Consider the following 25,743-nt stretch of genomic DNA (forward strand, 5'->3'; position numbering starts at 1 on the left):
GAGGGAGCTTGCTCCCGCTGGGCTGCACAGCAGACCTCTTTGGGGCCGCTTCGCTGCCCAGCGGGAGCAAGCTCCATCGCCACAAAGACAATTTACATACGCAGCAACATCTTCCACGCACGGTTCTGATACACCGCAATCGCCTGCTGCTTGCGTGCATCCAGCGACTCTTCGGTGATCGGCTCGTTTGCCAATTGAGCAAGCTGCTTGAGCTCACCATACAGGCGATCGATTTCCGGGATCTCCAGCACGCCACGGGCGTGGTGCAGCCAGGACTGGATGCGCTCGATGCGCGGCAATTGCTCGGCCAGGTCTTCCGGCTGTTGCTGATAGCGCTGCAGTTGCAAGGACGTGGCTTCCTCGCCGAGCAAGCGCGGTAACCAGCTGCCCAACTGTGCAGCGCCCTGGCGATTGCCACGCACGTTACGATCGGCAGCCCAGGTGCGGGCCAGCAACCAGCGCGAAGTGTTCAGGGAAAACAGGCCCCAGCGCGGATCTTCGAGTTCTTCGAGGAACTGCTCCGGCGCTGCTTTGCGCACGTCTTCGTCATCCAGACCGGCCAGCACCAGCGGGCGCCAGTCTTCGAGCAAGGCGTCGAGTGCAACCCGCAGATCGTGCGTCGACTGACGCGGCGCGGCCTGGCCGAGGCTGCTCAGCAGGGCGCGCAATTCGGCGAGGTTTTCTACCCAATCCTGCAACAGGCGCCAGTGGCCGTTGAAGCGGTACTGCTCGGCCAGTCGCTGGCTGCTGCTGAGCAAGTGCCAGCTCAGCGCGGCGAACGCGTCGTCCAGCGGTGTTTCGGCAGTGATCTGTGGCGCTGGCAGGCTCAAGGAATAGCTGTTGGCGTCGTACAAGCGATAACCGCGCTCGGCCTTGCTGATGTCACATGGCATCAGCGCCAGGGTCGCGGCCAGTTCGGCGGCCAGTTCCAGCAGGGCGGCCGGCTCGCCTTCGCGCAGCTCCAGCTCCAGCTCGCAGATTTCTTCTTTTTGTTTGCCGACAATCACGTGGCCCAGGTCCAGCGCGGCTTCGATGACCACTTTGGTCTTGCCACGGCCCCAGGCGATTTCAGCGCGTTCGCGGACGAAATCGGTGGTGAAGATCGGCTTCAGGGTTTTCTTGTCGAGCTCGGCCAATTCTTCCGGCCAGCATTCGCCGTCGAGTTTTTTCACGTCGAGCTTGGCTTTGGGCAGGTTCCAGTCGTATTCGTTACGCTCGGACAAACCGGCAACGCTCTGGCCACGGGTTTTCAACGTCTGAATCACTTCTTCGCCATCGCGGCGCAGGCGCAAGGCAACCTTGGCGCGGGCCAGGTCGCGCTCAGGCGTGTCGAAGTACTGGTTCATCAGTTCACGGCGTTCCCAGCCACTTTTGTTGCGTTTTTTCAGCAATGGATGCTCGCGCAGGGCGGCGAGGGTTTCGCGGCTGACGCGGAGTTTGATTTCAGTTTCTTTTTGCATGGCCGGAAAATCCAGAATCGGGAGCGCAGCCAGGGGAATGTGTGGCTGCCAAGGCCGTGCAGTGTACAGGACTGAGAGAAGGTAGGGTCTGTTGACGCTTGGTGACAACCACGGCTCCGTCGAGGCCCTCACCCGGTGTCAACAGGCCTGACCAGCTCTGCGGCGGTTTATTCCTGTCGCCGGATGGTTCTATGATGGTCTTCAATTCGGGAGTTGGAGTCAGCGATGCCTTTGCCATCCATGAAAGATCAGTTCGCTGCGCTGATCGCCGCACCGTCCGTCAGCTGTACACAGGCCAGCCTCGATCAGAGCAACCGGCCGGTGATCGATCTGCTGGCGAGCTGGCTGGGTGACCTCGGTTTTGCCTGCGATATCCAGCAGGTCAGCCCCGGTAAATTCAATCTGCTCGCCAGTTATGGCTCCGGCCCCGGCGGGCTGGTGCTGGCCGGTCACAGTGACACCGTGCCGTTCGATGGCGCCTTGTGGCAAACCGATCCGCTGAAGCTGACCGAGGTGGACGGCCGCTGGGTCGGTCTGGGCAGTTGCGACATGAAGGGTTTTTTTGCGCTGGCGATCGAAGCTGTCCTGCCTCTGCTCGATCAACCTTTCAAGCAGCCGCTGCTGATTCTCGCGACGTGTGACGAAGAGAGCTCGATGTCCGGTGCTCGTGCATTGGCCGAGGCTGGCCGGCCGCTGGGTCGAGCGGCGGTAATCGGCGAGCCGACCGGGCTCAAGCCGATCCGCATGCACAAAGGCATCATGATGGAGCGCATCGACATCCTCGGTCAGAGCGGCCATTCCTCCGATCCGCGCCTGGGCCACAGCGCGCTCGAAGCCATGCACGATGCCATCGGAGAGCTGCGCGGCTTGCGGCTGTTGTGGCAACGCGAATTTCGCAATCCACAGTTCGGCGTGCCGATGCCGACGATGAATTTTGGCTGCATTCATGGTGGTGACAACCCTAACCGTATCTGCGGGCAATGCTCGCTGGAGTTTGATCTGCGACCTTTGCCGGGCATGGATCCGAATGCCTTGCGCGCCGAGATTCTGCAGAAGCTCAAACCGGTTGCCGAACGGCATCAGGTGAAGATCGATTACGCACCGCTGTTCCCCGAAGTGCCGCCGTTCGAGCAGGCCGAGGACGCCGAACTGGTGCGGGTCGCGGAAAAGCTCACCGGCCATCGCGCCGAAGCAGTGGCGTTCGGCACCGAAGCGCCTTATCTTCAGAGCCTTGGCTGCGAAACCCTGGTGCTCGGCCCCGGCGATATCGCCTGTGCTCACCAGCCGGGGGAATACCTCGAAATGTCACGTTTGCAGCCTACGGTGCATCTACTACGGCAACTGATTGAACATTACTGCCTGACGCCGGCAACAACGCGACACAACCTGTAGGAGCCGGCTTGCTGGCGATGAACGATGACGCGGCCTATCTGATGATCTGCAGCGTTTGCATCGCCAGCAAGCCGGCTCCTACAGGTATAAATTGCAGACGTCCCAACCCGTATTCATGAGGAGAGCGCGCGTGTCGCCAAGCCTGTTCCGACGATAACCATCAGCCCGCTGTGCGTTTCCCGTTTCGCCCATTTTTTGGCTGCTATTTATTACAGGCCCTGGTTCATGCCCGAATACGTTAACTGGCTTCGTCACGCTTCGCCCTACATCAACGCTCACCGCGATTGCACCTTCGTCGTCATGCTGCCCGGCGATGGTGTCGAGCATCCCAATTTTGGCAACATCGTCCACGATCTCGTGCTGCTGCACAGTCTGGGCGTGCGGCTGGTGCTGGTGCACGGTTCCCGCCCGCAGATTGAAACCCGCCTCGCCGCGCGCGGGCTGACCCCGCATTACCACCACGGCATGCGCATCACCGATGCCGCGACGCTTGAGTGCGTGATCGATGCGGTCGGGCAACTGCGCATCGCTATCGAGGCGCGCCTGTCGATGGACATGGCTGCATCGCCCATGCAGGGCTCACGACTGCGGGTGGCCAGCGGCAACCTGGTGACGGCGCGGCCGATCGGTGTGCTGGAAGGCGTGGATTATCACCACACCGGCGAAGTGCGCCGGGTCGACCGCAAGGGCATCAATCGTCTGCTCGACGAGCGCTCCATCGTCCTCTTGTCGCCGCTGGGTTACTCGCCGACCGGCGAGATTTTCAACCTCGCCTGCGAGGACGTCGCCACACGTGCAGCTATTGATCTGGGCGCGGACAAGCTGCTGCTGTTCGGCGCTGATCCGGGCCTGATCGACGAAAACGGTCGTCTGGTTCGCGAGCTGCGTCCGCAGCAGGTGCCGGCGCATCTGCAGCGTCTGGGCAGCAACTATCAGGCCGAGCTGCTGGATGCGGCTGCCGAGGCCTGCCGTGGGGGCGTGGCGCGCAGTCATATCGTTAGTTACGCCGAAGACGGGGCGCTGCTGACCGAGCTGTTCACGCGCGACGGCGGCGGTACGCTGGTGGCGCAGGAGCAGTTTGAAGTGGTCCGGGAAGCGGCGATTGAAGACGTCGGCGGATTGCTCGATCTGATCAGCCCGCTGGAAGAGCAGGGCATTCTGGTGCGACGGTCCCGCGAGGTGCTGGAACGTGAGATCGAGCAGTTCAGTGTGGTCGAACGTGAAGGCATGATCATTGCCTGCGCGGCGCTGTATCAGATTGCCGATTCGGATGCCGGCGAGCTGGCGTGCCTGGCGGTGAATCCGGAATACCGGCACGGCGCGCGGGGTGATGTGTTGCTCGAGCGCATCGAAAGCCGTGCCCGGGCGCAAGGCTTGAACACCTTGTTCGTGCTGACGACGCGCACCGCTCACTGGTTCCGCGAGCGCGGTTTCGTGCCGAGCAGCGTCGAGCGTCTGCCGTCGGCACGGGCGTCGCTGTACAACTATCAGCGTAATTCGAAGATCTTCGAAAAGACGCTTTAGTTTGTGGGCTTGTGGCCTTTGTTTTGTGATCTGTGGTGAGGGGGCTTGCCCCCGTCGGGCTGCGTAGCAGCCCTGAAGCCTGCAGAACCCAGCAGGGGGCAAGCTCCCTCGCCGTAGGTGTTCATCCTGCCTCCATCTTTCCCTGCTCCCTCAAAAACTTCGACGTCTCGCCAATCGCCGCCTCTCCCGTGCCACCCTCCAGCAAAGCGCTGGTTTTCCTGTGCCTCTGTTAGCCCCCGGTGTGGTTCGCCGCGCGCGCAGGAAATGACAGTGAGAGCGATACAAAAACTGTAACAATTGGTCTGGATAGTGCGCGTCTGGTGGTCATGGAGCCTGTCCCTGGATTAATTTCGCCTAAAGCAAATCGATCTAAAAAAAGACCAGTAATACCCCTTAGGAATTAGCTTTCGAGTGAGGCGCCCCCTGGCGAATCCACCGGGTCTATTCCGAAACGGTATGAAAAACCAAACGGCCAAATCATTTGGTGCAGATTCGATAAAACCAGTCAGCAGCTGCCCCCAAATCCGGGGATTAGACTATGGTCGTAGACGTACATAGTTACGATTGACTTACGAGTCACGGTGCGGCGCTAATCAAACATCTTAGGAATCCGGGGCGCATGACTCCGGACCAAGAACACAAGAATTAGAAACGAGAGGAGCTTGATAATGAATAAGTCCACCTTGGCCCTGGCCGTGGCCGTAGGGGTTATGGCGCAGCAGGCAGGCGCCGCCGGTTTCATCGAAGACAGTAAGGCGACAGTCAGTTCGCGGACCATGTATTTCAACGCTGATAACCGTGATGGCGGGGCGGATCAGCGTGAGACTGCGCAGGGTTTCAAATTCGATTACCTGTCCGGCTTCACCCAAGGTGTCGTTGGTTTCGGTTTTGACGCACAGGCGCTGGTTGGGATTTACCTGGGTGGCGATAACAAGCATACGTACCCGAGTTCATTCTTCCCGAGTGAGTCCGGCAATTCAGCTGCCGATTCATGGAGCCGAGTGAACGGTAACGTCAAGGCGCGCTTCTCCAAGACTGAAGCCCACTATGGCGGCGCTCTGCAGCCTAATATGCCGATCCTGGTAGCGAATGACAGCCGTTTGCTGCCGCAGACCTTTGAAGGTGGCACCATCACCTCGAAGGAAATTGACAACGTGACATTCAACGTTGGTCAGTTGGAGCATGCATCGGGTCGCGCTTCCTCCAACTCGACGGGTCTGTCGGTGGCGGGTGCAACTCAAGAAAGCAATCAGTTCCGTTACGCGGGTGCTGACTGGAAGGTTACTAAAGAACTTACGCTGCAGGCCTACCACTCCAACCTGGAAAATTTCTACAAGCAGACCTTCCTCGGTTTGACTCACGTTTACCCGATTGCTGCCAATCAGTCCTTCAAGACTGACCTGCGCTATTTCGACAGCAGTTCCGATGGCAAAAACGGCGACGCTGGCTACGCGTTCAGCAACAACGGTGGGTATGCGAAGAACACCGGCGAAGTCGACAACAAAACCTGGAGTGCGATCTTCACGTACACGCTCGGCGGAAGTGCTTTCCTGTTGGGCCACCAACAGGTCGGGGATGATGGCGGATTCGTTTATATGAACCAAGGCAGTGTGACCAACGATGGTGGTCGTAGTGAGGAAGCGGGCGGTGCGAGCTTCTACCTGTTCACTGACGCCATGATCAACGGCTTCGTTCGTGCCGGTGAGAACACTACTTTCGGTCAATACACTTACGACTTCGCAGCTTTGGGTGTTCCAGGCCTGAAGGCATCGGCCGCTTACTTGCGCGGCGACGATATCAAATCGCGGACTGTTGGCGGTCCGGATGCCACCGAGTGGGAACGTGACCTGCGTGTGGATTACGTGATTCAGACAGGCGCATTGAAAGGCTTCGGGACCACGGTCCGTCACGGCACCTATCGCGGCGACGCTGTCGGCATCGCCGATGCGGATCAGACCCGTCTGATCTTCAACTACACCTACAGCTTCCTGTAAATACCACAAGAGAAGCCCCGCCCGCCGGTGGGGCTTTTTTTCGCCTGCAATTCCATATATCCAGAATAGAGGAATGTCTAATTTTTTATTCTTTTTAGTTTGTCGCGGACAATTCTAAAGTGAGCCTCGTCCGCGGCTCAGGAGTGAGTCCACGACTCAATATCCACACCTTTCACTTTTCATGGTTCAGAAACTGACACCAAGGCCGATACCCCTGTCCGGGCGTGCTAGAGCGGTGCAACCCGGTATTCCGAAAGGAAATGAAAAATGCTGACATAGATTTTTTTGGGTTTATTATGCGCGCCCACTCAGATGGCTGGCCCTTGGCTACATGGGCACAGGGGCTGTGCGCTCATTGCGCGAATCAGGATTCGGGGCACTCGACCCCGGACCGGTTACTCAAGAATTAGAAAACGATAGGAGCGAAACACATGAACAAGTCCACCTTGGCCCTGGCTGTGGCCGTAGGGGTTATGGCGCAGCAGGCAAGCGCCGCCGGTTTTATCGAAGACAGCAAGGCCACGTTGGGGTTGCGTAACTTCTACATCAATTCCGATAACCGTGATGGCGCGGCGGGCACTCCTGCCAGCCGGACAAATGGTGTCCAGAGCAAAAGCGAAGAATGGGGCCAAGGCTTTGACCTGCGGTTCACTTCGGGTTACACACAAGGCACCGTCGGTTTCGGTATCGACGCGATTGGCCTGCTGGGCGTGCGCCTGGATTCAGGTGGCGGTACAAACGGGGCCACCGCAACTTCTTATGGCGGCATTGTTTTCCCTAGCGAGTCCAACGGTGAAGCAGTTGATAACTTCTCCAGCCTGGGCCTGACGGCAAAAGCCAAGATCTCCCAGACCGAACTGAAACTGGGTACCTTGCAGCCGAAAAATCCGGTAATCGCAACCAATGACGGTCGTCTGCTGCCACAAACCTGGCAGGGTGGCCAGATCACTTCCGGGGAGATCAAGGACCTTACGCTGGTCGGTGGTCAGATCGAACACGTGAAGGGACGTAACTCCAGCAACAACGAGCAACTGTCTATCGGTGGTGCAAACCCGCGTATAGCCAACAGCAACAAGTTCATGTACGCCGGTGGTGACTACAAAATCACTAAAGACCTGACGGCTCAGTACTACTACGGCAACCTGGAAGATTTCTACAAGCAACACTTCCTGGGTCTGGTGCACAACTGGGCAATCGGTCCGGGCGTGCTGAAGTCTGGTCTTCGTTACTTCAACAGCTCCGATGACGGGGCTAACGGCAATACGCCCGCCTATTACAGCAACGGTAACTACACCGGTATGCAGAGTGGTAAAGGCAAGGTCGACAACAATCTGTACAGCGGCCTATTCCTGTACACCGTTGCCGGTCACACCTTTGGTGGTGGTTATCAGGTCAGCAATGGCAGCAGCGACTTCCCTTGGTTGAACCAGGGCGACGGTTCGTCGAACTACACCATCACCGACATGCAAATCCAGAAGTTCGGCCGTGCGGGCGAGCGCACCTGGCAAGCACGTTACTCGTATGACTTCGCCAAGGTCGGCCTGCCAGGTTTGACCGCCGGTATGGTGTACCTGCGTGGCGACAATATCGACACTGTGGGTAGCAACGGCGCCGAGAATGGTTCCGGTCGTTCCGAGTGGGAGCGCGACCTGACGGTAGCTTACGTCGTTCCAGCAGGTCCGTTGAAGAACGTCGGCTTCATGTGGAAGAACGCTACATGGCGCAACGACATTCCAGGTCAACGCGACCAGGATGAAAACCGCCTGATCCTCAGCTACTCGATCCCGCTGTTGTAACAGCACTCGCGTACCGCTGTAGAAAGCCCCGCCCGGCATAAGCCTGGCGGGGCTTTTTGCTATCTGCGCCGCGATAAACGCACTGCTGGATCTTCCCTGAAGGCCTGACCACGCCGGGCGCAACGCCACGGAATGCTGCAAGTCGCCGCTTCGACGGCCTTTTTTATGAGCGGAATACAGTAAAACGCATAGTCCATAAACGAATAACCAAATGAATAAATATGATTTATAGATATATTAATCCCCTGTTAAGGTCTTCCCATCAAAGCGAGATCGCACACTGCGAATCGCCTGCACCGTTCAAGGAATATCTGAATGCTGGTCGTCTCACTCGGTGGCAGTCCCAGTCAACGCTCCCGCTCCGGGGTGCTGCTGGAGCGCTCGCAACGCTGGTTGCAGGAGCAAGGTGTGGAAGTGGTCAGTTACCGGATACGGGACTTCCCGGCCGAAGACTTGCTGCACGCACGCTTCGACAGCCCGAAAGTCATCGACCTGCTGCAACAGATCGAAAATGCCGACGGCGTGGTGATTGCCACGCCGGTCTACAAGGCCTCGTTCTCCGGTGCTCTGAAGACTTTGCTGGACTTGCTGCCTGAACGCGCTCTGGCGCACAAAGTGGTTTTGCCCATCGCCACTGGCGGCAGCATCGCCCACATGCTGGCAGTCGATTACGCGCTCAAACCGGTGCTGTCGGCGTTGAAAGCTCAGGAAATGCTCCAAGGAATTTTCGCCGTCGACAGCCAGATCGCTTATGGCGAAGGCAGTGCCCAGGCGCAACTGGCGCCGGAGCTGGAACAGCGCCTGAATGAATACCTGGAGCTGTTCTTCAGCGCCATGGCCCGACGCCCGAAACCGCTTGATCCGAATGTGTTGAACGAACGTTTGTTGAGTGCCCGCTGGAGTATTTGAGCCAGCATTCAAGCCACACCCGAATTTGAAATACTCACCTTACTCGCTCGCTAACGGGCAAGCAGGTGCAGCCAATACCCAACTGCAAAAAGGAGAGCGCTATGCGCACTGTCATTTTGCGTCGTGGTCTGGTCGCTCTGTTTGCTGCGGCTGTGTCCTTCGGCGTCATTACTCAAGCTCAGGCCGAGACGTTGCGAATCGGTTATCAGAAGTACGGCACCCTGGTACTGCTCAAAGCCAAAGGCACGCTGGAAAAACGTCTCGCCGCGCAAGGCGTGGACGTCAAATGGACAGAGTTCCCCGGCGGCCCGCAGTTGCTTGAAGGCCTGAACGTCGGCTCCATCGATTTTGGCGTCACCGGCGAAACGCCTCCGGTGTTTGCCCAGGCGGCTGGCGCCGATCTGCTCTACGTCGCTTACGAACCGCCGGCGCCGCACAGTGAAGCGATCCTGGTGCCGAAGGATTCACCGATCAAATCGGTGCAAGACCTCAAAGGCAAAAAAGTCGTCCTGAACAAAGGCTCCAACGTGCATTACCTGCTGGTGCGGGCGCTGGAACAGGCCGGCCTCAAATACAGCGACATCCAGACCGTTTTCCTGCCACCCGCCGACGCGCGTGCTGCCTTTGAACGTGGCAGCGTAGACGCCTGGGTCATCTGGGACCCATACCAGGCGGCTGCCGAACAGCAGCTGCAAGCGCACACCCTGCGCGATGGCAAAGGCATCGTCGATAACCATCAGTTCTACCTCGCGACCAAACCCTACGCGCAGAAAAATCCTCAGGTGATCAAGGCTCTCGTGGAAGAAGTGCGCGCCGTCGGCGAGTGGTCCCAGGCCAATCCCGAAGATGTGACCCAACAGGTCGCGCCACTACTCGGCCTGCCAGTAGACATCACCCGGACCTCGGTGAAACGCCAGGCCTTCGGTGCCTTGTTCCTGACCCCGGAAGTAGTCGCCGCGCAGCAGAAAATCGCTGACAGCTTCTACCAGCTCAAGCTGATTCCCAAGCCGCTCAGCATCAAAGACGTGATCTGGTCGCCACCGGCCGCCGTTGCCCAAAGCTCAGCAACCAAAGCTCAGTAACCAAAGCTCAGTAACCAAAGCTCCGTAACCAAAGCCCCGACATTCGATTTCCCAAGGAGACCACTCCATGAGCCTCAATATTTTCTGGTTTCTGCCTACCCACGGTGATGGCCATTACCTCGGTACATCAGAGGGCGCGCGCGCCGTCGACCACGGTTACCTGCAACAGATCGCGCAAGCGGCGGATCGCCTCGGTTTTGGCGGGGTGTTGATTCCCACGGGCCGCTCCTGCGAAGACTCGTGGCTGGTTGCCGCGTCGCTGATCCCGGTGACCCAGCGCTTGAAGTTTCTGGTCGCGTTGCGTCCCGGGATCATTTCCCCGACGGTCGCTGCGCGGCAAGCGGCCACGCTGGATCGCCTGTCCGGTGGCCGCGCACTGTTCAACCTGGTCACCGGTGGTGATCCGGAAGAACTGGCCGGCGACGGTTTGTTTCTGACTCACGAAGAACGTTATCAAGCCTCGGTGGAATTCACCCGCATCTGGCGCCGCGTGCTCGAAGGTGAAACCGTCGATTATGACGGGCAGCACATCAGCGTGAAAGGCGCCAAGCTGCTCTATCCGCCGATCCAGCAACCGCGTCCGCCGCTGTACTTTGGCGGCTCTTCGGAAGCGGCGCAGGATCTGGCGGCGGAACAAGTGGAAATGGTCCTCACCTGGGGCGAACCGCCCGCCGCCGTCGCGGAGAAAATCCAACAGGTGCGTGCCAAAGCCGCCAGGCTCGGTCGCACCGTGCGCTTCGGGATTCGTCTGCACGTGATCGTTCGTGAAACCAATGCCGAAGCCTGGCAAGCGGCGGATCGGCTGATCTCACATCTGGATGACGACACCATCGCCCGCGCCCAGGCTTCGCTGGCGCGTTTCGATTCGGTCGGCCAGCAGCGCATGGCGGCGCTGCATGGTGGCAGCCGCGACAACCTCGAAGTCAGCCCCAACTTGTGGGCCGGTGTCGGCCTGGTGCGCGGTGGGGCTGGTACGGCATTGGTCGGCGATGGCCCGACTGTGGCCGCTCGCGTGAAGGAATACGCAGACCTGGGCATCGACACCTTCATCTTCTCCGGTTATCCACACCTGGAAGAGTCTTACCGGGTCGCCGAGCTGCTGTTTCCGCACCTCGACATCGAGCGCCCGCAGTTGCCCGAAGGCGCCAACTACGTCAGCCCGTTCGGTGAGATGGTCGCCAACGACATTCTTCCCAAAGCCGCGTCGCAGAGCTGAGGCGCGTCATGAAGAAAATCACTCACAGCCTTGCGCCCTGGGCGTTGCCGGTTTTGCTGTTGGCGGTGTGGCAGCTGTCGGTGTCGGCGGGCTGGCTGTCGACACGGATTCTGCCGGCGCCGATCGCCGTGATTGAAGCCGGCCTCAGCCTGGTACAGAGCGGTGAAATCTGGACGCATCTGGCGATCAGTGGCTGGCGTGCGGCGCTGGGTTTCGTCATTGGCGGCAGCATCGGCCTGGTGCTGGGTTTCATCACCGGCCTGTCGAAATGGGGCGAGCGCCTGCTCGACAGTTCAGTGCAGATGATCCGCAATGTGCCGCACCTGGCGCTGATTCCGCTGGTGATTTTGTGGTTCGGCATCGACGAGTCGGCGAAGATTTTTCTGGTGGCGCTGGGCACGTTGTTTCCGATCTACCTCAACACCTATCACGGCATTCGCAATGTTGATCCGGCGCTGGTGGAGATGGCCCGCAGTTACGGCTTGTCCGGATACAGCCTGTTCCGCCAAGTGATTTTGCCGGGTGCGCTGCCGTCGATCCTGGTCGGTGTACGTTTCGCCTTGGGCTTTATGTGGTTGACGTTGATCGTCGCGGAAACCATTTCCGCGAGTTCAGGCATCGGCTATCTGGCCATGAATGCCCGAGAGTTTCTACAGACGGATGTGGTGGTGCTGGCGATTCTTCTGTACGCGGTGCTCGGCAAGCTGGCCGACCTCGCGGCCCGTGGTCTGGAGCGTGTCTGGTTGCGCTGGCATCCGGCGTATCAGGTTGCCAAAGGAGGTGTCGCATGACGGCTCAACAACCTCCACGCCTGTTGCGCGGAATACCGCTGGCGGTACGCAAACTGCAGAAAACCTTTGGCTCGCGGCAGGTGTTGCGCGGCATCGACCTGCACATTCCGGCTGGCCAATTCGTGGCCGTGGTCGGCCGCAGCGGTTGCGGCAAAAGCACTTTGCTGCGTTTGCTCGCGGGGCTCGATACACCGACTGGCGGTGAATTGCTGGCGGGCTCTGCAGCGTTGACCGAAGCACGCGAAGACACGCGGCTGATGTTTCAGGAAGCGCGGCTACTGCCGTGGAAAAAAGTCATCGACAACGTCGGTCTCGGCTTGTCCGGTAACTGGCGGCCGCAAGCGCTGGAAGCGCTGGAATCGGTAGGTTTGGCGGATCGCGCCAACGAGTGGCCGGCCGCACTCTCCGGTGGGCAGAAGCAACGAGTGGCGCTGGCCCGCGCACTGATTCATCAGCCGCGTTTGCTACTGCTGGACGAGCCCTTGGGCGCGCTGGATGCGCTGACCCGAATTGAAATGCAGCAGCTGATCGAGCGGCTCTGGCAAAAGCACGGTTTTACCGTGTTGCTGGTGACCCACGACGTCAGTGAAGCGGTGGCGATTGCCGATCGGGTAATCCTGATCGAAGAGGGCGAAGTCGGCCTCGACTTGCAGGTGGAACTGCCGCGCCCCCGAGCGCGTGGCTCTCATCGACTGGCGACGCTGGAAACCGAAGTCCTCAACCGCGTCCTCGCATTACCTGGCCAACCGCCGGAACCGGAACCTGTTTCACCCTTGCCCACGCAGTTGCGTTGGGCGCAATAACTCAATCATCCAACGACGGGAATCAACATCATGACGATCAAAGCCATTAACGTTCGGAACCAGTTCAAAGGCCACATCAAGGAAATCGTGCTGGGTGACGTGCTCTCGGAAATCGACGTGCAGACCGCCTCCGGCATCGTCACTTCGGTGATCACCACGCGCTCGGTGAAGGAGCTGGATTTGGTGGTCGGGAGTGAGGTGATTGCGTTTGTGAAATCCACCGAGGTGTCGATCGCCAAGTTGTGATTCATGCGCCGCCTATAGCCCCGAACGGCACAAGCCTTTCGGGGTTTTTTTATGCGTGTGAACAGGTCATGTCAGCGGTGCGGCCATCGCGAGCAGGCTCGCTCCCACAGGGTTTTTTGTCGTACTCAAATGCTTTGTTCGCCGAAGATCCACTGTGGGAGCGAGCCTGCTCGCGATGAGGCCGTAGGAGCCGCCACGCAGATCAGGTTGAAACCGTGCGCTTTGGCAGATACGGCGGCAGGTAGAGCCCAAGGTAAGCATCAAACACCCGCATCCCTTCTTCAGCCATGCGTGGCGTAATCTGCCCGCGCTGTTGCACCGAACGTGCATACACCCGATCGCCCAGTTCCATGGCCAGCGCGAACACATCGACATCGGTCGGCAGTTTCGGCAGTTCGAAATGGTGATCGAACAGCTTGTGCATCAAATCACCCAGTTCAATGTCGTGCTGACGGTCGGCCTGGGTCACTTCGGTCAAGCCGTGCTGGGCGAGGATCAACTGGCGGGCGGCGGCATCTTCGTCGTAGATCGCCAGCATGCGCTGTTCGACCAGGCGCGACAGGTCGTGCCAGTTGCGCAGGGCATCGTGGTCGATGGGCGCTTGCAGGCAGGCGCGGAAAGCGCCATGGACGTCGGCGGTCAGCGCTTCGAGCAGGGCTGGAACGCTGGCGAAGAAGTGGTAGACGGAGGAGGGCGGAATCTCCGCGCGCTCGGCGACGCTGTAGATCGACAGGCTGGCTACGCCCTCGGTTGCCAGCAGCGTGCGCGCGGCGTCGAGTATCGAATCGATCCGCGCCTGACTGCGGGCGCGGGGTTTGCGAACGGTGGCGATGCGCGTCATTGGAGACTCCTGCGGGGGCAGCGGGCATTGTACGCAGAGCGCAGAGATGTTCCACATCCCCTGTGCCGAGGGTGGTCTTTGTGGTGAGGGGGTCCACCTGTGGCGAGGGGGTTTACCTGTGGCGAGGGGGTTTACCCCCGTTTGGCTGCGCAGCAGCCCCAAAGCCAGTCAATGAGGTATGCCTGACCCGACTGTATTGGGCATAAAAGGGAGTCCTTCGGCCTCCAGCGGGGTGGTGCGGCATTCCGATAAACCCCCTCACCACAGGGTTCGTGCCAACCGTAAGAACACGGAAAATCAGCCAGCCATAAAAAACGCCGCAGGCTGTGAGGCCGGCGGCGTTTTTTTTACTGCACCCGCTTACACGGTATGCAGGTACCAGTTGTACTCAAGGTCGGAGATGGAGTGCTCGAACTCCTCCAGCTCACTTTCCTTGCAGGCCACAAAGATATCGATGTATTTCGGATCGATGTATTTGGCCATGACTTCGCTGTCGTCCAGCTCGCGCAGTGCATCGCGCAGGTTGTTCGGCAGGCTTTGCTCGTTCTGCTCGTAGCTGTTGCCTTCCACCGGTGCGCCCGGCTCGATCTTGTTGGTCAAGCCGTGGTGCACGCCTGCCAGAACCGAAGCCATCAGCAGATACGGGTTGGCGTCAGCGCCGGCCACACGGTGCTCGATACGCACAGCGTCCGAGGAACCGGTCGGCACGCGGATCGCCACAGTGCGGTTGTCCAGACCCCAGCACGGCGAGTTCGGCACGTAGAACTGTGCGCCGAAACGACGGTAGGAGTTGACGTTAGGGCAGAGGAAAGCCATCTGCGCGGGCAGGGTCTCGAGCACACCGCCGATCGCGTGACGCAGCGCGGCGTTCTGCTCGGGATCCTCGCTGGCAAAAATATTTTTGCCTTCTTTATCAAGAATCGAAATGTGTACGTGCAGACCATTGCCGGCCTGGCCCGGGTACGGCTTGGCCATGAAAGTGGTATCCATTTCATGGTCGTAGGCAATGTTCTTGATCAGACGCTTGAGCAGTACCGCGTAGTCGCACGCCTTGATCGGGTCGGCGACGTGGTGCAGGTTCACTTCGAACTGCGCCGGGGCACTTTCCTTGACGATCGCGTCCGCCGGGATGCCTTGCTCTTTCGCACCTTCCAGGATGTCCTGGAGGCAGTCGACGTATTCGTCGAGGTCGTCGATCAGGTAGACCTGTGTCGAATGCGGGCGTTTTCCGGATACAGGCGAGCGTGGCGGCTGCGGACGACCGTTCACGTTTTCCTGGTCGATCAGGTAAAACTCCAGCTCGAACGCAGCGCAGATGGTCAGGCCCATCTCGTCGAACTTGCGGACTACATTGGCCAGCACTTCCCGCGGGTCAGCAAAGAACGGCTGGCCTTCGAGTTCGTGCATGGTCATCAACAGTTGCGCGGTAGGGCGCTTCTGCCAAGGCTCATTGCAGAGGGTGTCCGGGATTGGATAGCAGATTCGGTCAGCATCGCCGATGTCCAGACCCAGGCCGGTGCTTTCCACCGTCGAGCCATTGATATCCAGAGCAAATAGGGAGGCCGGCAGGTTGATGCCTTTCTCGTAAACCTTGTGGAGACTGGTGCGTTCGATGCGCTTGCCGCGCACCACACCATTCATATCCGCAATCAGAAGGTCAACGTACAGAACCTCAGGATGTTCCTTAAGGAACGCGTTCGCTTCGTTAAGCTGAACGGCACGCGGGGGTACCGACATGATGCAACACCTTTGTTGTTAAAAATATCAATCATTGATCTCTTCGGGTTTCAGTCAACCCGAACGGCATGCCGAAGTCAAGCGAGGCCGTTTTTGCCCTAAAAAAGCGCTCACGAGGCTTTTTTGAGGCACTTTGGGGCGTTTTTATGCCCTTGAGCGCTTTGCCGGCCGCGGGCTTGAGCGGGCCGTGTTGTATTTTTTACGGGGGTGTTGTGTAAAAAAATGAACAAGGCTAAGCTCCGATTCAAACCCATAACAGCAATAATACCGGGGTGCTTCATGTCTCGCCTGCCGTTAATCGGCGTCACCACCTGCCCGCCGCAGACCTTTCTGCCGGCAGCGTCCGATATTCTGGACGGGCTCTATGGCAGTCTGTTGACCGGCGCTTCTTCCAATATAGAACTCTTTCTTGAGTGCGGCTCGGCCAATGCGTCGTGTGCCGCTCATGATTCTGCACGCGCAAAGCCTACAATGCCTGCCCACGCCACTGTCGAGGCGGGTATTCGTGCGCGGCAACGACAGTGGCAATCTGGACCATGCGACGCCCACGCGTCAAACAACGCCTGACTCCCAAGAGTCAGGAAACTCAGCCTAAGAGGCATTTATGAGTAACAACCTCGACCAGCTCACCGATTGGTTGAAAGACCGCAAGATCACAGAAGTCGAATGCATGATCGCCGACTTGACCGGGATCACCCGGGGCAAGATTTCGCCGACCAACAAATTCATTGCCGAGAAAGGCATGCGCCTGCCCGAGAGCGTTCTGTTGCAGACCGTGACCGGCGACTATGTCGAAGACGACATCTATTACGAACTGCTCGACCCGGCCGACATCGACATGATCTGCCGCCCCGACCAGAACGCAGTGTACATGGTGCCCTGGTCCATCGAGCCGACCGCGCAGGTGATCCACGACGCTTACGACAAGCAGGGCAACCCGATCGAGCTGTCGCCGCGCAACGTCTTGAAGAAAGTCCTGAAACTCTATGCCGACAAAGGCTGGCAGCCCATCGTGGCGCCGGAAATGGAGTTTTACCTGACCAAACGCAGTGACGACCCGGACTACCCGCTGCAGCCGCCGATTGGCCGTTCCGGTCGTCCGGAAACGGGCCGCCAGTCGTTCTCGATCGAGGCGGCGAACGAGTTCGACCCGCTGTTCGAAGATGTCTATGACTGGTGCGAATTGCAGGAGCTGGATCTCGACACACTGATCCACGAGGACGGCACGGCGCAGATGGAAATCAACTTCCGTCACGGCGATGCCCTGTCCCTGGCCGACCAGATCCTGATCTTCAAACGCACCATGCGCGAAGCGGCGCTCAAGCATAACGTCGCGGCGACGTTCATGGCCAAACCCATGACCGGCGAGCCGGGCAGCGCGATGCATCTGCACCAGAGCATCATCAGCATGGAGACCGGCAAAAACGTGTTCTCCAACGAAGACGGGACCATGAGTCAGCTGTTCCTGCACCACATTGGTGGCTTGCAGAAACTGATCCCGGAACTGCTGCCGCTGTTCGCGCCCAACGTCAACTCGTTCCGCCGCTTCCTGCCGGACACCTCGGCACCGGTGAACGTCGAATGGGGCGAAGAAAACCGTACCGTGGGCCTCCGGGTCCCGGATGCCGGGCCGCAGAATCGTCGCGTGGAAAACCGCCTGCCGGGCGCCGACGCCAACCCGTACCTGGCGATTGCCGCGAGCTTGCTCTGCGGCTACATCGGCATGGTCGAAGGGCTGAACCCAAGCGCACCGGTGGTGGGTCGTGGCTACGAGCGCCGCAATCTGCGCCTGCCGTTGACCATCGAAGACGCACTGGAACGGATGGAAAACAGCGCGACTGTCGAGAAGTACCTGGGCAAGAAATTCATCACTGGCTATGTCGCGGTCAAGCGGGCCGAGCATGAAAACTTCAAGCGCGTGATCAGTTCGTGGGAGCGGGAATTCCTGCTCTTCGCCGTCTGACACACCGGGCGCCGCCGCTGTCGGGCGGCGCTTTCACCTGATCTTTTTAGGAGAATTCGCATGACCAGCAATAATCCGCAAACCCGTGAATGGCAGACCCTGAGTAACGATCACCACCTGGCGCCGTTCAGCGATTTCAAGCAGCTGAAAGAAAAAGGCCCGCGCATCATCACCAGCGCCAAAGGTGTGTACCTCTGGGACAGCGAGGGCAACAAGATTCTCGACGGTATGGCCGGCCTGTGGTGTGTGGCGATCGGTTACGGTCGCGACGAACTGGCCGATGCCGCCAGCAAGCAGATGCGTGAATTGCCTTACTACAACCTGTTCTTCCAGACTGCTCACCCGCCGGTGCTGGAATTGGCCAAAGCCATTGCCGACATCGCGCCGCAAGGCATGAACCACGTGTTCTTCACCGGCTCCGGTTCCGAAGGCAACGACACCATGCTGCGCATGGTTCGCCACTACTGGGCGATCAAGGGCCAGCCGAACAAGAAAGTCATCATCAGCCGCAAGAACGGTTATCACGGTTCCACCGTGGCCGGCGCGAGCCTGGGTGGCATGACGTACATGCACGAGCAGGGCGATTTGCCGATCCCTGGCATCGTTCACATCGCGCAGCCGTACTGGTTCGCCGAAGGCGGCGACATGACGCCGGAAGAATTCGGCGTGTGGGCGGCCAATCAGCTGGAAGAGAAGATTCTCGAAGTCGGCGTGGATAACGTCGGTGCCTTTATTGCCGAGCCGATCCAGGGTGCCGGCGGCGTGATCATTCCGCCAGACACCTACTGGCCGCGCATCAAGGAAATCCTCGCCAAGTACGACATCCTGTTTGTCGCCGACGAAGTGATTTGTGGTTTCGGTCGCACCGGTGAGTGGTTTGGTACCGATTTCTACGACCTCAAGCCCGACATGATGACCATCGCCAAAGGCCTGACTTCCGGTTACATCCCGATGGGTGGCCTGATCGTGCGCGACGAGGTGGTCGCGGTGCTCAACGAGGGCGGCGATTTCAACCACGGTTTCACGTACTCCGGCCATCCCGTCGCTGCAGCAGTGGCGCTGGAAAACATCCGCATCATGCGCGATGAGAAAATTATCGAGCGCGTTAATACGGAGTCGGCACCCTATTTGCAAAAGCGTCTGCGGGAGCTGAACGATCACCCGTTGGTGGGGGAAGTGCGCGGGGTCGGCCTGCTGGGGGCCATTGAACTGGTTCAGGACAAGGCCACGCGCAAGCGTTACGAAGGCAAGGGTGTCGGCATGATTTGCCGCACGTTCTGCTTTGAAAACGGCCTGATCATGCGCGCCGTCGGCGACACCATGATCATTGCTCCGCCGCTGGTGATTACCAAGGCTGAAATCGATGAACTGGTGACCAAGGCACGCAAGTGTCTGGACCTGACGCTAAGTGCGTTGCAGGGCTAAGTGCTAGGCTCTGAGCGAAGTGCGATGCGCGCATTTCGCTCGGAGCAAACAAAGGCTGGGTCTTTCCTTGAAAGCCTGCCTTGGATCTTGCCAGACTACCCACCGTTCGGATGACCGGGAAAGGCTGCCGAGCATGCGGCTAAAAAGAAAAACTGGAGCATTACCCATGAAGGCATTAGGTATGAAGATAGCTGGCAAGACCCTCCTCGCCATGTCCCTGATGGGCGTGATGGCAGGCGCAGTTCAGGCGGATGACAAAGTCCTGCACGTGTACAACTGGTCTGATTACATCGCACCGGATACCGTCAAGAAATTCGAAGCCGAGTCGGGGATCAAAGTCGTTTACGACGTTTTCGACAGCAACGAAACCCTGGAGGCCAAGTTGCTGGCAGGCAAGTCCGGCTACGACATCGTCGTGCCGTCGAACAACTTCCTGGCCAAGCAGATCAAGGCTGGCGTCTACCAGAAACTGGACAAGTCCAAGCTGCCCAACTGGAAAAACCTCAACACTGACCTGCTCAAAGCGGTCTCGGTGAGTGACCCGGGCAACGAACACGCTTTCCCGTACATGTGGGGTTCGATCGGCATTGGTTTCAACGCCGAGAAGGTCAAGGCTGCACTGGGTGCCGACGCGCCGACCAATTCCTGGGACTTGCTGTTCAAACCTGAAAACGCTGCGAAGTTGAAATCCTGCGGTATCAGTTTCCTCGATTCGCCAACCGAGATGCTTCCGGTGGCGTTGCACTACCTGGGCTATCCAACCGACAGCCAGGACAAAAAACAACTGGCCGAAGCCGAAGCACTGTTCCTGAAGATTCGTCCTTCGGTGGGCTATTTCCATTCCTCCAAGTACATCTCCGATCTGGCCAACGGCAACATCTGCGTAGCCGTCGGTTACTCGGGTGACATCTACCAGGCCAAAGCGCGTGCCGCTGAAGCCGGTGACAAGGTCAAAGTCAGCTACAACATTCCGAAAGAAGGTGCAGGCAGCTTCTACGACATGGTCGCCATCCCTAAAGATGCCGAAAACGTCGAAGGCGCCTACAAGTTCATGACCTTCCTGATGAAGCCGGAAATCATGGCTGAAATCACCAACGCCGTGCGCTTCCCGAACGGCAACTCGGCCGCCACGCCGTTGGTGGAAAAAGACATTACCGAAGACCCGGGCGTCTACCCGCCTGCGGACGTGCTGGCCAAGCTGTATGCGATTGCCGACCTGCCGGCCGCGACCCAGCGGATCATGACGCGCAGCTGGACCAAAATTAAATCCGGTAAGTAATCAGTAAAACCCTGTAGCAGCTGCCGAAGGCGGCGTTGAGGTCCGAAGGACCTCCGCGATTTCAACAGCACAACTGCTCCGCAGTTGAACGCAGCCTTCGGCAGCTGCTACATCGTCATAAAGTTTGCTGGAATGGTTTATCGAGGGTAAGTTGCGCGCCGGTTTGTTGCCGGGCAGCCATGGCTGTCATGTAACGCGGGCAACTTGGGCCCAACTAATTTTAGAGGACCTCCACTTGCCAATTTTTTCTCTGTTACGCAATGCATTGCTGGTCGGCGCCGGGCTGACCCTGGCGGTCAACGTTCAAGCTGCCGGTACCGTGCATATTTATAACTGGTCGGACTACGTCGGCGAGACCACCCTGGCCGACTTCGAAAAAGAGACCGGCATCAAACCGGTTTACGACGTCTTCGACTCCAACGAAACCCTCGAAGGCAAGCTGCTGGCAGGGCGCACCGGTTACGACGTGGTTGTACCGTCGAACCACTTCCTTGGCAAGCAGATCAAGGCCGGCGCTTTCCAGAAGCTCGACAGGAAACAACTGCCCAACTACGCCAACCTTGACCCGGTGCTGCTCAAGCGCCTGGAGCAGAATGACCCGGGCAATCAATACGCCGTGCCTTATCTGTGGGGCACCAACGGCATCGGTTACAACGTCGAAAAGGTCAAGGCAGTGCTTGGCCTCGACAAGATCGACTCGTGGGACGTGGTCTTCGAGCCGCAGAACATCAAGAAGCTGCAAAGCTGCGGTGTAGCGTTCCTCGACTCCGCCGATGAAATGATGCCCACCGTGCTCAACTACATGGGCCTCAACGCCAACAGCACCAACCCTGAAGATTACAAAAAGGCCGAGGCCAAGCTTTTGAAAGTGCGTCCGTACGTGACGTATTTCCACTCCTCCAAATACATTGCCGACCTGGCCAACGGTGATATCTGCGTCGCCATCGGCTTCTCCGGCGACATCTTCCAGGCCAAGGCCCGTGCGGCCGAAGCGGGCAAAGGCGTGGACATCGCTTACTCGATTCCCAAAGAGGGCGGCGCGCTCTGGTTCGACATGCTGGCGATCCCGAAAGACTCGAGCAACGTCAAGGAAGCCCACGCGTTCATCAACTATCTGTTGAAACCCGAGGTGATCGCTCAGGTCAGTGACTACGTCGGTTATGCCAACCCCAACCCGGCTTCGGACGCATTGATGGAGCAGTCCATCCGCACTGACGAATCGATTTATCCGCCGCAAGCCGTGCTCGACAAGACCTACGTGTCGACCGAGTTGCCGCCGAACATTCAACGCTTGATGACCCGCAGCTGGACCAAGGTCAAGTCGGGCAAATAGCTTCAAGGCTCAAACTATCCAAGGTTCGCCCGCTTGAGGCGAACTGCAATTTTGTTGGGAGTTTCGTAAATGGCAGTTGCCTCCGGCGCCTACAAGAAAGCCCTCGAGGGCGACCAGACACCGAAGCAGGTGCTGGTCAAAATCGACCGGGTCACGAAGAAGTTCGACGAGACGATTGCGGTGGACGATGTGTCCCTGGAGATCAAGAAAGGCGAAATCTTCGCCTTGCTCGGCGGCTCGGGATCGGGCAAATCCACGTTGCTGCGCATGCTCGCAGGCTTCGAGCGGCCCACGGAGGGGCGCATTTTCCTCGATGGCGTAGACATCACCGACATGCCGCCGTACGAGCGGCCGATCAACATGATGTTTCAGTCCTACGCCTTGTTCCCGCACATGACCGTGGCGCAGAACATCGCGTTCGGCCTCAAGCAGGACAAGATTTCCGCCGCTGAAGTCGACGCGCGTGTGGCCGAAATGCTCAAGCTGGTGCAGATGAGCCAATACGCCAAGCGCAAGCCGCATCAACTGTCTGGCGGTCAGCGTCAGCGTGTCGCGCTGGCCCGCTCGCTGGCCAAGCGGCCGAAGCTGTTGCTGCTCGACGAACCGATGGGCGCACTGGATAAAAAACTGCGTTCGCAGATGCAGCTGGAACTGGTCGAGATCATCGAGCGCGTTGGCGTCACCTGCGTGATGGTGACGCACGATCAGGAAGAGGCCATGACCATGGCCGAGCGCATCGCGATCATGCACCTGGGCTGGATCGCGCAGATTGGCAGCCCGATCGACATTTACGAAACGCCGACCAGTCGCCTGGTCTGCGAATTCATCGGCAACGTCAACATTTTCGAAGGCGAAGTGGTGGACGATGCCGAGGGCCATGCGGTGATCACCTGCAAGGATCTGGACCGCAACATTTTCGTTGGTCACGGCATCAGTACCTCGGTGCAGGACAAGTCGGTCACTTACGCGATTCGGCCGGAAAAGCTGCTGGTCACCGCCGACATGCCTACCTGTGAATACAACTGGTCCAGCGGCAAGGTCCACGACATCGCCTACCTCGGCGGCCATTCGGTGTTCTACGTTGAATTGCCGAGCGGCAAAGTCGTGCAGTCGTTCGTCGCCAACGCCGAACGTCGCGGCCAGCGCCCGACCTGGGGCGATCAAGTGTTCGTCTGGTGGGAAGACGATAGCGGCGTGGTGCTTCGCTCATGAACATGCGCAAGTTCAAACGCCGACTCAACCGAATAATTCCCGGTGGCCGTCAGCTGGTCATCGGGGTTCCGTTCATCTGGCTGTTTCTGTTCTTCATGCTGCCGTTCTTCATTGTGTTGAAGATCAGCTTTGCTGAAGCCGATGTCGCCATTCCGCCGTACACCGAAATTTACACATTCGCCGAGCAAAAACTGCAGTTGCTGTTGAACCTTGGCAACTACGCCTTGCTGGCCGGCGACGATTTGTACATCGCCGCTTACCTCGGCTCGCTGAAGATGGCGCTGATCAGCACCGTGCTTTGCCTGCTGATCGGTTACCCGATGGCCTACGCCATCGCCAGCGCACGTAAAGAGATGCAGACGGTGCTGGTGCTGCTGATCATGATGCCGACCTGGACCGCAATCCTGATCCGCGTTTATGCGTGGATGGGCATCCTCAGCAACAACGGTTTGCTCAACGGTTTCCTGATGACCATGGGCTGGATCGACGAGCCGCTGCAGATCCTCAATACCAACCTGGCGGTCTACATCGGCGTTGTGTATTCCTATCTACCGTTCATGATCCTGCCGCTTTATGCCAACCTGGTGAAACACGACAACAGCTTGCTGGAAGCCGCGTCCGACCTGGGTTCGAGTACCTTCAACAGCTTCTGGAAAATCACCATTCCGCTGTCCAAGAACGGCATCATCGCCGGCTGCATGCTGGTGTTCATTCCGGTTGTGGGTGAGTTCGTAATCCCGGAACTGCTCGGCGGGCCGGAAACGTTGATGATCGGTAAAGTGCTCTGGCAGGAATTCTTCAACAACCGTGACTGGCCGGTGGCCTCTGCCCTGGCGGTGGTGATGCTGGCGATCCTGATCGTGCCGATCATTCTGTTCAACCGTAGTCAGGCCAAAGAAATGGAGGGCAAATAATGAAGCGCTTCCGTTTCTCGAGTTTCATGCTGGTCGTGGGTTTGCTGTTCATCTATCTGCCGATGCTGATCCTGGTGATCTACTCGTTCAACGCCTCGAAACTGGTCACGGTGTGGGGCGGCTGGTCGATCAAGTGGTACGTCGGCTTGATGGACAACTCGCAGCTGATGGGTTCGGTGCTGCGTTCGCTGGAAATCGCCTGCTACACGGCGGTGGCGGCGGTTGCGCTGGGCACCCTGGCGGCATTCGTGCTGACGCGGATCAGCCACTTCAAGGGGCGCACGCTGTTCGGTGGCCTGGTGACCGCGCCGCTGGTGATGCCGGAAGTGATCACCGGTCTGTCGCTGTTGCTGCTGTTCGTGGCGATGGCGCAGATGATCGGTTGGCCACAGGAACGCGGCATCATCACTATCTGGATTGCCCACACCACGTTCTGTTCTGCGTATGTGGCGGTGGTGGTATCGGCACGTTTGCGTGAGCTGGACCTGTCCATCGAAGAGGCGGCCATGGACCTTGGCGCGCGCCCGTGGAAAGTGTTTTTCCTGATCACCATTCCGATGATCGCGCCGTCGCTGGGTGCGGGCGCCATGATGTCGTTCGCCCTGTCGCTGGATGACCTGGTGTTGGCGAGCTTCGTCTCCGGGCCGGGCTCGACCACGCTGCCGATGGAAGTGTTCTCGGCGGTGCGTCTGGGCGTGAAGCCGGAGATCAACGCTGTGGCCAGCCTGATTCTGCTGGCGGTGTCGCTGATGACGTTTTTGGTGTGGTTCTTCAGCCGCCGTGCCGAAGAAGCGCGCAAGCGCGCGATTCAGCAAGCGATCGAAGAAAGCGCGGCGGATTCGTGGAAGCAGCCGGATGTGCGTCGGGCGCAGCAGGCGCCGGAAGCAGTTTGAACCTGATGGTTGCCACATCTTTGTGATCAACCCCCATCCCCTGTAGGAGCCGGCTTGCTGGCGATGGTGTGTCAGTCGACAAAAATGTTGCTGATCCACCATCGCCAGCAAGCCGGCTCCTACAAGGGTTCTAGGCCAACCAAGGTGATGTGCGGATGATCTCGACAAAGTTCATCGACTTGAACCCCGGCTCGCTGTCCACCAGGACATCGGCGTTGACCGTACCAAACGTGGTATCAGGCTTGTGTTTGAAGCCATTGGCGAACGCACACAAAATGCATTCCTTGAACCCGTCACCGCGTGGGTGCGCATGCACGACAGCGTTACGCTGATCGTCAGGGAACGCGGCGTAATCGATGCCCAGCACATCCATCTCCACCCCGGCAGTCACCAGAGCTACGTTCGGGCGCAGGTGTTGCGGCACGCCCGGCGTTGTGTGCAAAGCGATCGACAGCCACACCTGCTCGATGTCGTCATCACTCAATCCATAAGGTGTGAGAAACGCTTTGGCGGCATTGGCACTGTCGACTTCAAAGCGCTCGCCTGCTGAACGATGGCCTTCCATCAGACCCAAGTCATGGAACATTGCCCCCACATACAAAAGCTCCGGGTTGTAGGTCAGCTGCTTGCGTTCACCGCTCAACGCGCCGAACAGAAATACCCTGCGAGAGTGGTGGTAGAGCAGGTCGGATTCGACGTCGCGTATGTATTCGGTGGTGGCCTTGGCCAAAGCGCTGTCGGGAATTTTAATGCCGGCGATGGTGTTGTTCATGGGCCTTACCTCGTGAAAAACGCCATAACGGCGCTGATGGAATCAGTCTGTTCTTCACCCTCAACGCGGACAATCGGACCATGGCGGCGATCCATGCCAATCAACCTGCATATCGCGCCAGCCTCGCTTGTGAGGCTTGAATTGGCTAAGTTGGAACCCAG

General features: G+C 58.8%; 21 protein-coding genes. 17 read left to right on the forward strand and 4 right to left on the reverse strand.

Features of this window, described 5'->3' with window-relative positions:
• Positions 1-92 precede the first annotated feature (92 nt).
• Positions 93-1,460 (reverse strand): CYTH domain-containing protein, encoded by a 1,368-nt coding sequence (locus tag DU29_RS0122105; RefSeq protein WP_028623658.1) that lies wholly within the window; start codon positions 1,458-1,460, stop codon positions 93-95.
• Positions 1,461-1,685: 225 nt separating this feature from the next.
• Here DU29_RS0122105 and argE point away from each other — a divergent pair, with 225 nt between their 5' ends.
• The 10 genes from argE to DU29_RS0122155 all read left to right on the forward strand — a co-directional run bounded on the left by argE (position 1,686) and on the right by DU29_RS0122155 (position 13,213).
• Positions 1,686-2,852 carry an acetylornithine deacetylase gene (gene argE / locus DU29_RS0122110; RefSeq protein WP_028623659.1) on the forward strand — a complete coding sequence of 389 codons (1,167 nt, stop codon included), beginning with the start codon at positions 1,686-1,688 and terminating at the stop codon, positions 2,850-2,852.
• Between the two features lie 225 nt (positions 2,853-3,077).
• Positions 3,078-4,376 (forward strand): amino-acid N-acetyltransferase, encoded by a 1,299-nt coding sequence (gene argA, locus DU29_RS0122115; protein ID WP_028623660.1) that lies wholly within the window; start codon positions 3,078-3,080, stop codon positions 4,374-4,376.
• Positions 4,377-5,044: 668 nt separating this feature from the next.
• Positions 5,045-6,370 (forward strand): OprD family outer membrane porin, encoded by a 1,326-nt coding sequence (locus DU29_RS0122120; RefSeq protein WP_028623661.1) that lies wholly within the window; start codon positions 5,045-5,047, stop codon positions 6,368-6,370.
• Between the two features lie 431 nt (positions 6,371-6,801).
• Positions 6,802-8,166 carry an OprD family porin gene (locus tag DU29_RS0122125; protein WP_028623662.1) on the forward strand — a complete coding sequence of 455 codons (1,365 nt, stop codon included), beginning with the start codon at positions 6,802-6,804 and terminating at the stop codon, positions 8,164-8,166.
• A gap of 315 nt (positions 8,167-8,481) precedes the next feature.
• Positions 8,482-9,075: an NADPH-dependent FMN reductase gene (gene ssuE / locus DU29_RS0122130; protein ID WP_028623663.1), complete on the forward strand. Its 594-nt coding sequence runs from the start codon at positions 8,482-8,484 to the stop codon at positions 9,073-9,075.
• 101 nt (positions 9,076-9,176) lie between these two features.
• Positions 9,177-10,157, forward strand: a complete 981-nt coding sequence (locus DU29_RS0122135; protein ID WP_028623664.1) for a sulfonate ABC transporter substrate-binding protein — start codon at positions 9,177-9,179, stop codon at positions 10,155-10,157.
• A gap of 67 nt (positions 10,158-10,224) precedes the next feature.
• Positions 10,225-11,373 (forward strand): FMNH2-dependent alkanesulfonate monooxygenase, encoded by a 1,149-nt coding sequence (gene ssuD, locus DU29_RS0122140; protein WP_028623665.1) that lies wholly within the window; start codon positions 10,225-10,227, stop codon positions 11,371-11,373.
• 8 nt (positions 11,374-11,381) lie between these two features.
• Positions 11,382-12,164 (forward strand): aliphatic sulfonate ABC transporter permease SsuC, encoded by a 783-nt coding sequence (gene ssuC / locus DU29_RS0122145; RefSeq protein ID WP_028623666.1) that lies wholly within the window; start codon positions 11,382-11,384, stop codon positions 12,162-12,164.
• Entirely contained in the window at positions 12,161-12,967 is an 807-nt protein-coding gene (gene ssuB / locus DU29_RS0122150; protein WP_028623667.1) for an aliphatic sulfonates ABC transporter ATP-binding protein, read from the forward strand. The genes ssuC and ssuB overlap by 4 nt, the downstream gene beginning before the upstream one ends.
• 30 nt (positions 12,968-12,997) lie before the next feature.
• A complete protein-coding gene (locus tag DU29_RS0122155) occupies positions 12,998-13,213 on the forward strand; it encodes a TOBE domain-containing protein (RefSeq protein ID WP_028623668.1) in 216 nt (71 codons plus the stop codon).
• 202 nt (positions 13,214-13,415) lie between these two features.
• Here DU29_RS0122155 and DU29_RS0122160 read toward each other — a convergent pair whose 3' ends face one another.
• Both DU29_RS0122160 and DU29_RS0122165 read right to left on the reverse strand, forming a co-directional pair.
• The gene (locus DU29_RS0122160; RefSeq protein ID WP_028623669.1) at positions 13,416-14,054 is read right to left on the reverse strand and encodes a TetR/AcrR family transcriptional regulator; all 639 of its coding nucleotides are present in this window, start codon (positions 14,052-14,054) and stop codon (positions 13,416-13,418) included.
• Positions 14,055-14,414: 360 nt separating this feature from the next.
• Positions 14,415-15,791 carry a glutamine synthetase family protein gene (locus DU29_RS0122165; RefSeq protein WP_028623670.1) on the reverse strand — a complete coding sequence of 459 codons (1,377 nt, stop codon included), beginning with the start codon at positions 15,789-15,791 and terminating at the stop codon, positions 14,415-14,417.
• Between the two features lie 604 nt (positions 15,792-16,395).
• Between DU29_RS0122165 and DU29_RS0122170 the strand changes: the two genes are divergently transcribed.
• From DU29_RS0122170 to DU29_RS0122200, 7 genes are all read left to right on the forward strand, one after another.
• Positions 16,396-17,754, forward strand: a complete 1,359-nt coding sequence (locus tag DU29_RS0122170) for a glutamine synthetase family protein (RefSeq protein ID WP_028623671.1) — start codon at positions 16,396-16,398, stop codon at positions 17,752-17,754.
• A gap of 60 nt (positions 17,755-17,814) precedes the next feature.
• The gene (locus tag DU29_RS0122175) at positions 17,815-19,179 is read left to right on the forward strand and encodes an aspartate aminotransferase family protein (RefSeq protein WP_028623672.1); all 1,365 of its coding nucleotides are present in this window, start codon (positions 17,815-17,817) and stop codon (positions 19,177-19,179) included.
• Between the two features lie 181 nt (positions 19,180-19,360).
• Positions 19,361-20,458, forward strand: a complete 1,098-nt coding sequence (locus DU29_RS0122180; RefSeq protein ID WP_028623673.1) for a polyamine ABC transporter substrate-binding protein — start codon at positions 19,361-19,363, stop codon at positions 20,456-20,458.
• 235 nt (positions 20,459-20,693) lie between these two features.
• Positions 20,694-21,791 carry a polyamine ABC transporter substrate-binding protein gene (locus DU29_RS0122185; RefSeq protein ID WP_028623674.1) on the forward strand — a complete coding sequence of 366 codons (1,098 nt, stop codon included), beginning with the start codon at positions 20,694-20,696 and terminating at the stop codon, positions 21,789-21,791.
• Positions 21,792-21,860: 69 nt separating this feature from the next.
• Positions 21,861-23,003, forward strand: a complete 1,143-nt coding sequence (locus tag DU29_RS0122190) for an ABC transporter ATP-binding protein (RefSeq protein WP_028623675.1) — start codon at positions 21,861-21,863, stop codon at positions 23,001-23,003.
• Between the two features lie 35 nt (positions 23,004-23,038).
• Positions 23,039-23,917 (forward strand): ABC transporter permease subunit, encoded by an 879-nt coding sequence (locus DU29_RS0122195; RefSeq protein ID WP_236645641.1) that lies wholly within the window; start codon positions 23,039-23,041, stop codon positions 23,915-23,917.
• A complete protein-coding gene (locus DU29_RS0122200; protein WP_028623677.1) occupies positions 23,917-24,810 on the forward strand; it encodes an ABC transporter permease subunit in 894 nt (297 codons plus the stop codon). The genes DU29_RS0122195 and DU29_RS0122200 overlap by 1 nt, the downstream gene beginning before the upstream one ends.
• 130 nt (positions 24,811-24,940) lie before the next feature.
• On the opposite strand, the gene DU29_RS0122205 is transcribed toward DU29_RS0122200, so the two are convergent.
• Positions 24,941-25,582, reverse strand: coding sequence for an HD domain-containing protein (locus DU29_RS0122205; protein ID WP_028623678.1), 642 nt, complete (start codon positions 25,580-25,582; stop codon positions 24,941-24,943).
• Positions 25,583-25,743 lie beyond the last annotated feature (161 nt).

The organism is Pseudomonas sp. Ant30-3 (genome assembly GCF_000690905.1).
Taxonomy (GTDB): domain Bacteria; phylum Pseudomonadota; class Gammaproteobacteria; order Pseudomonadales; family Pseudomonadaceae; genus Aquipseudomonas.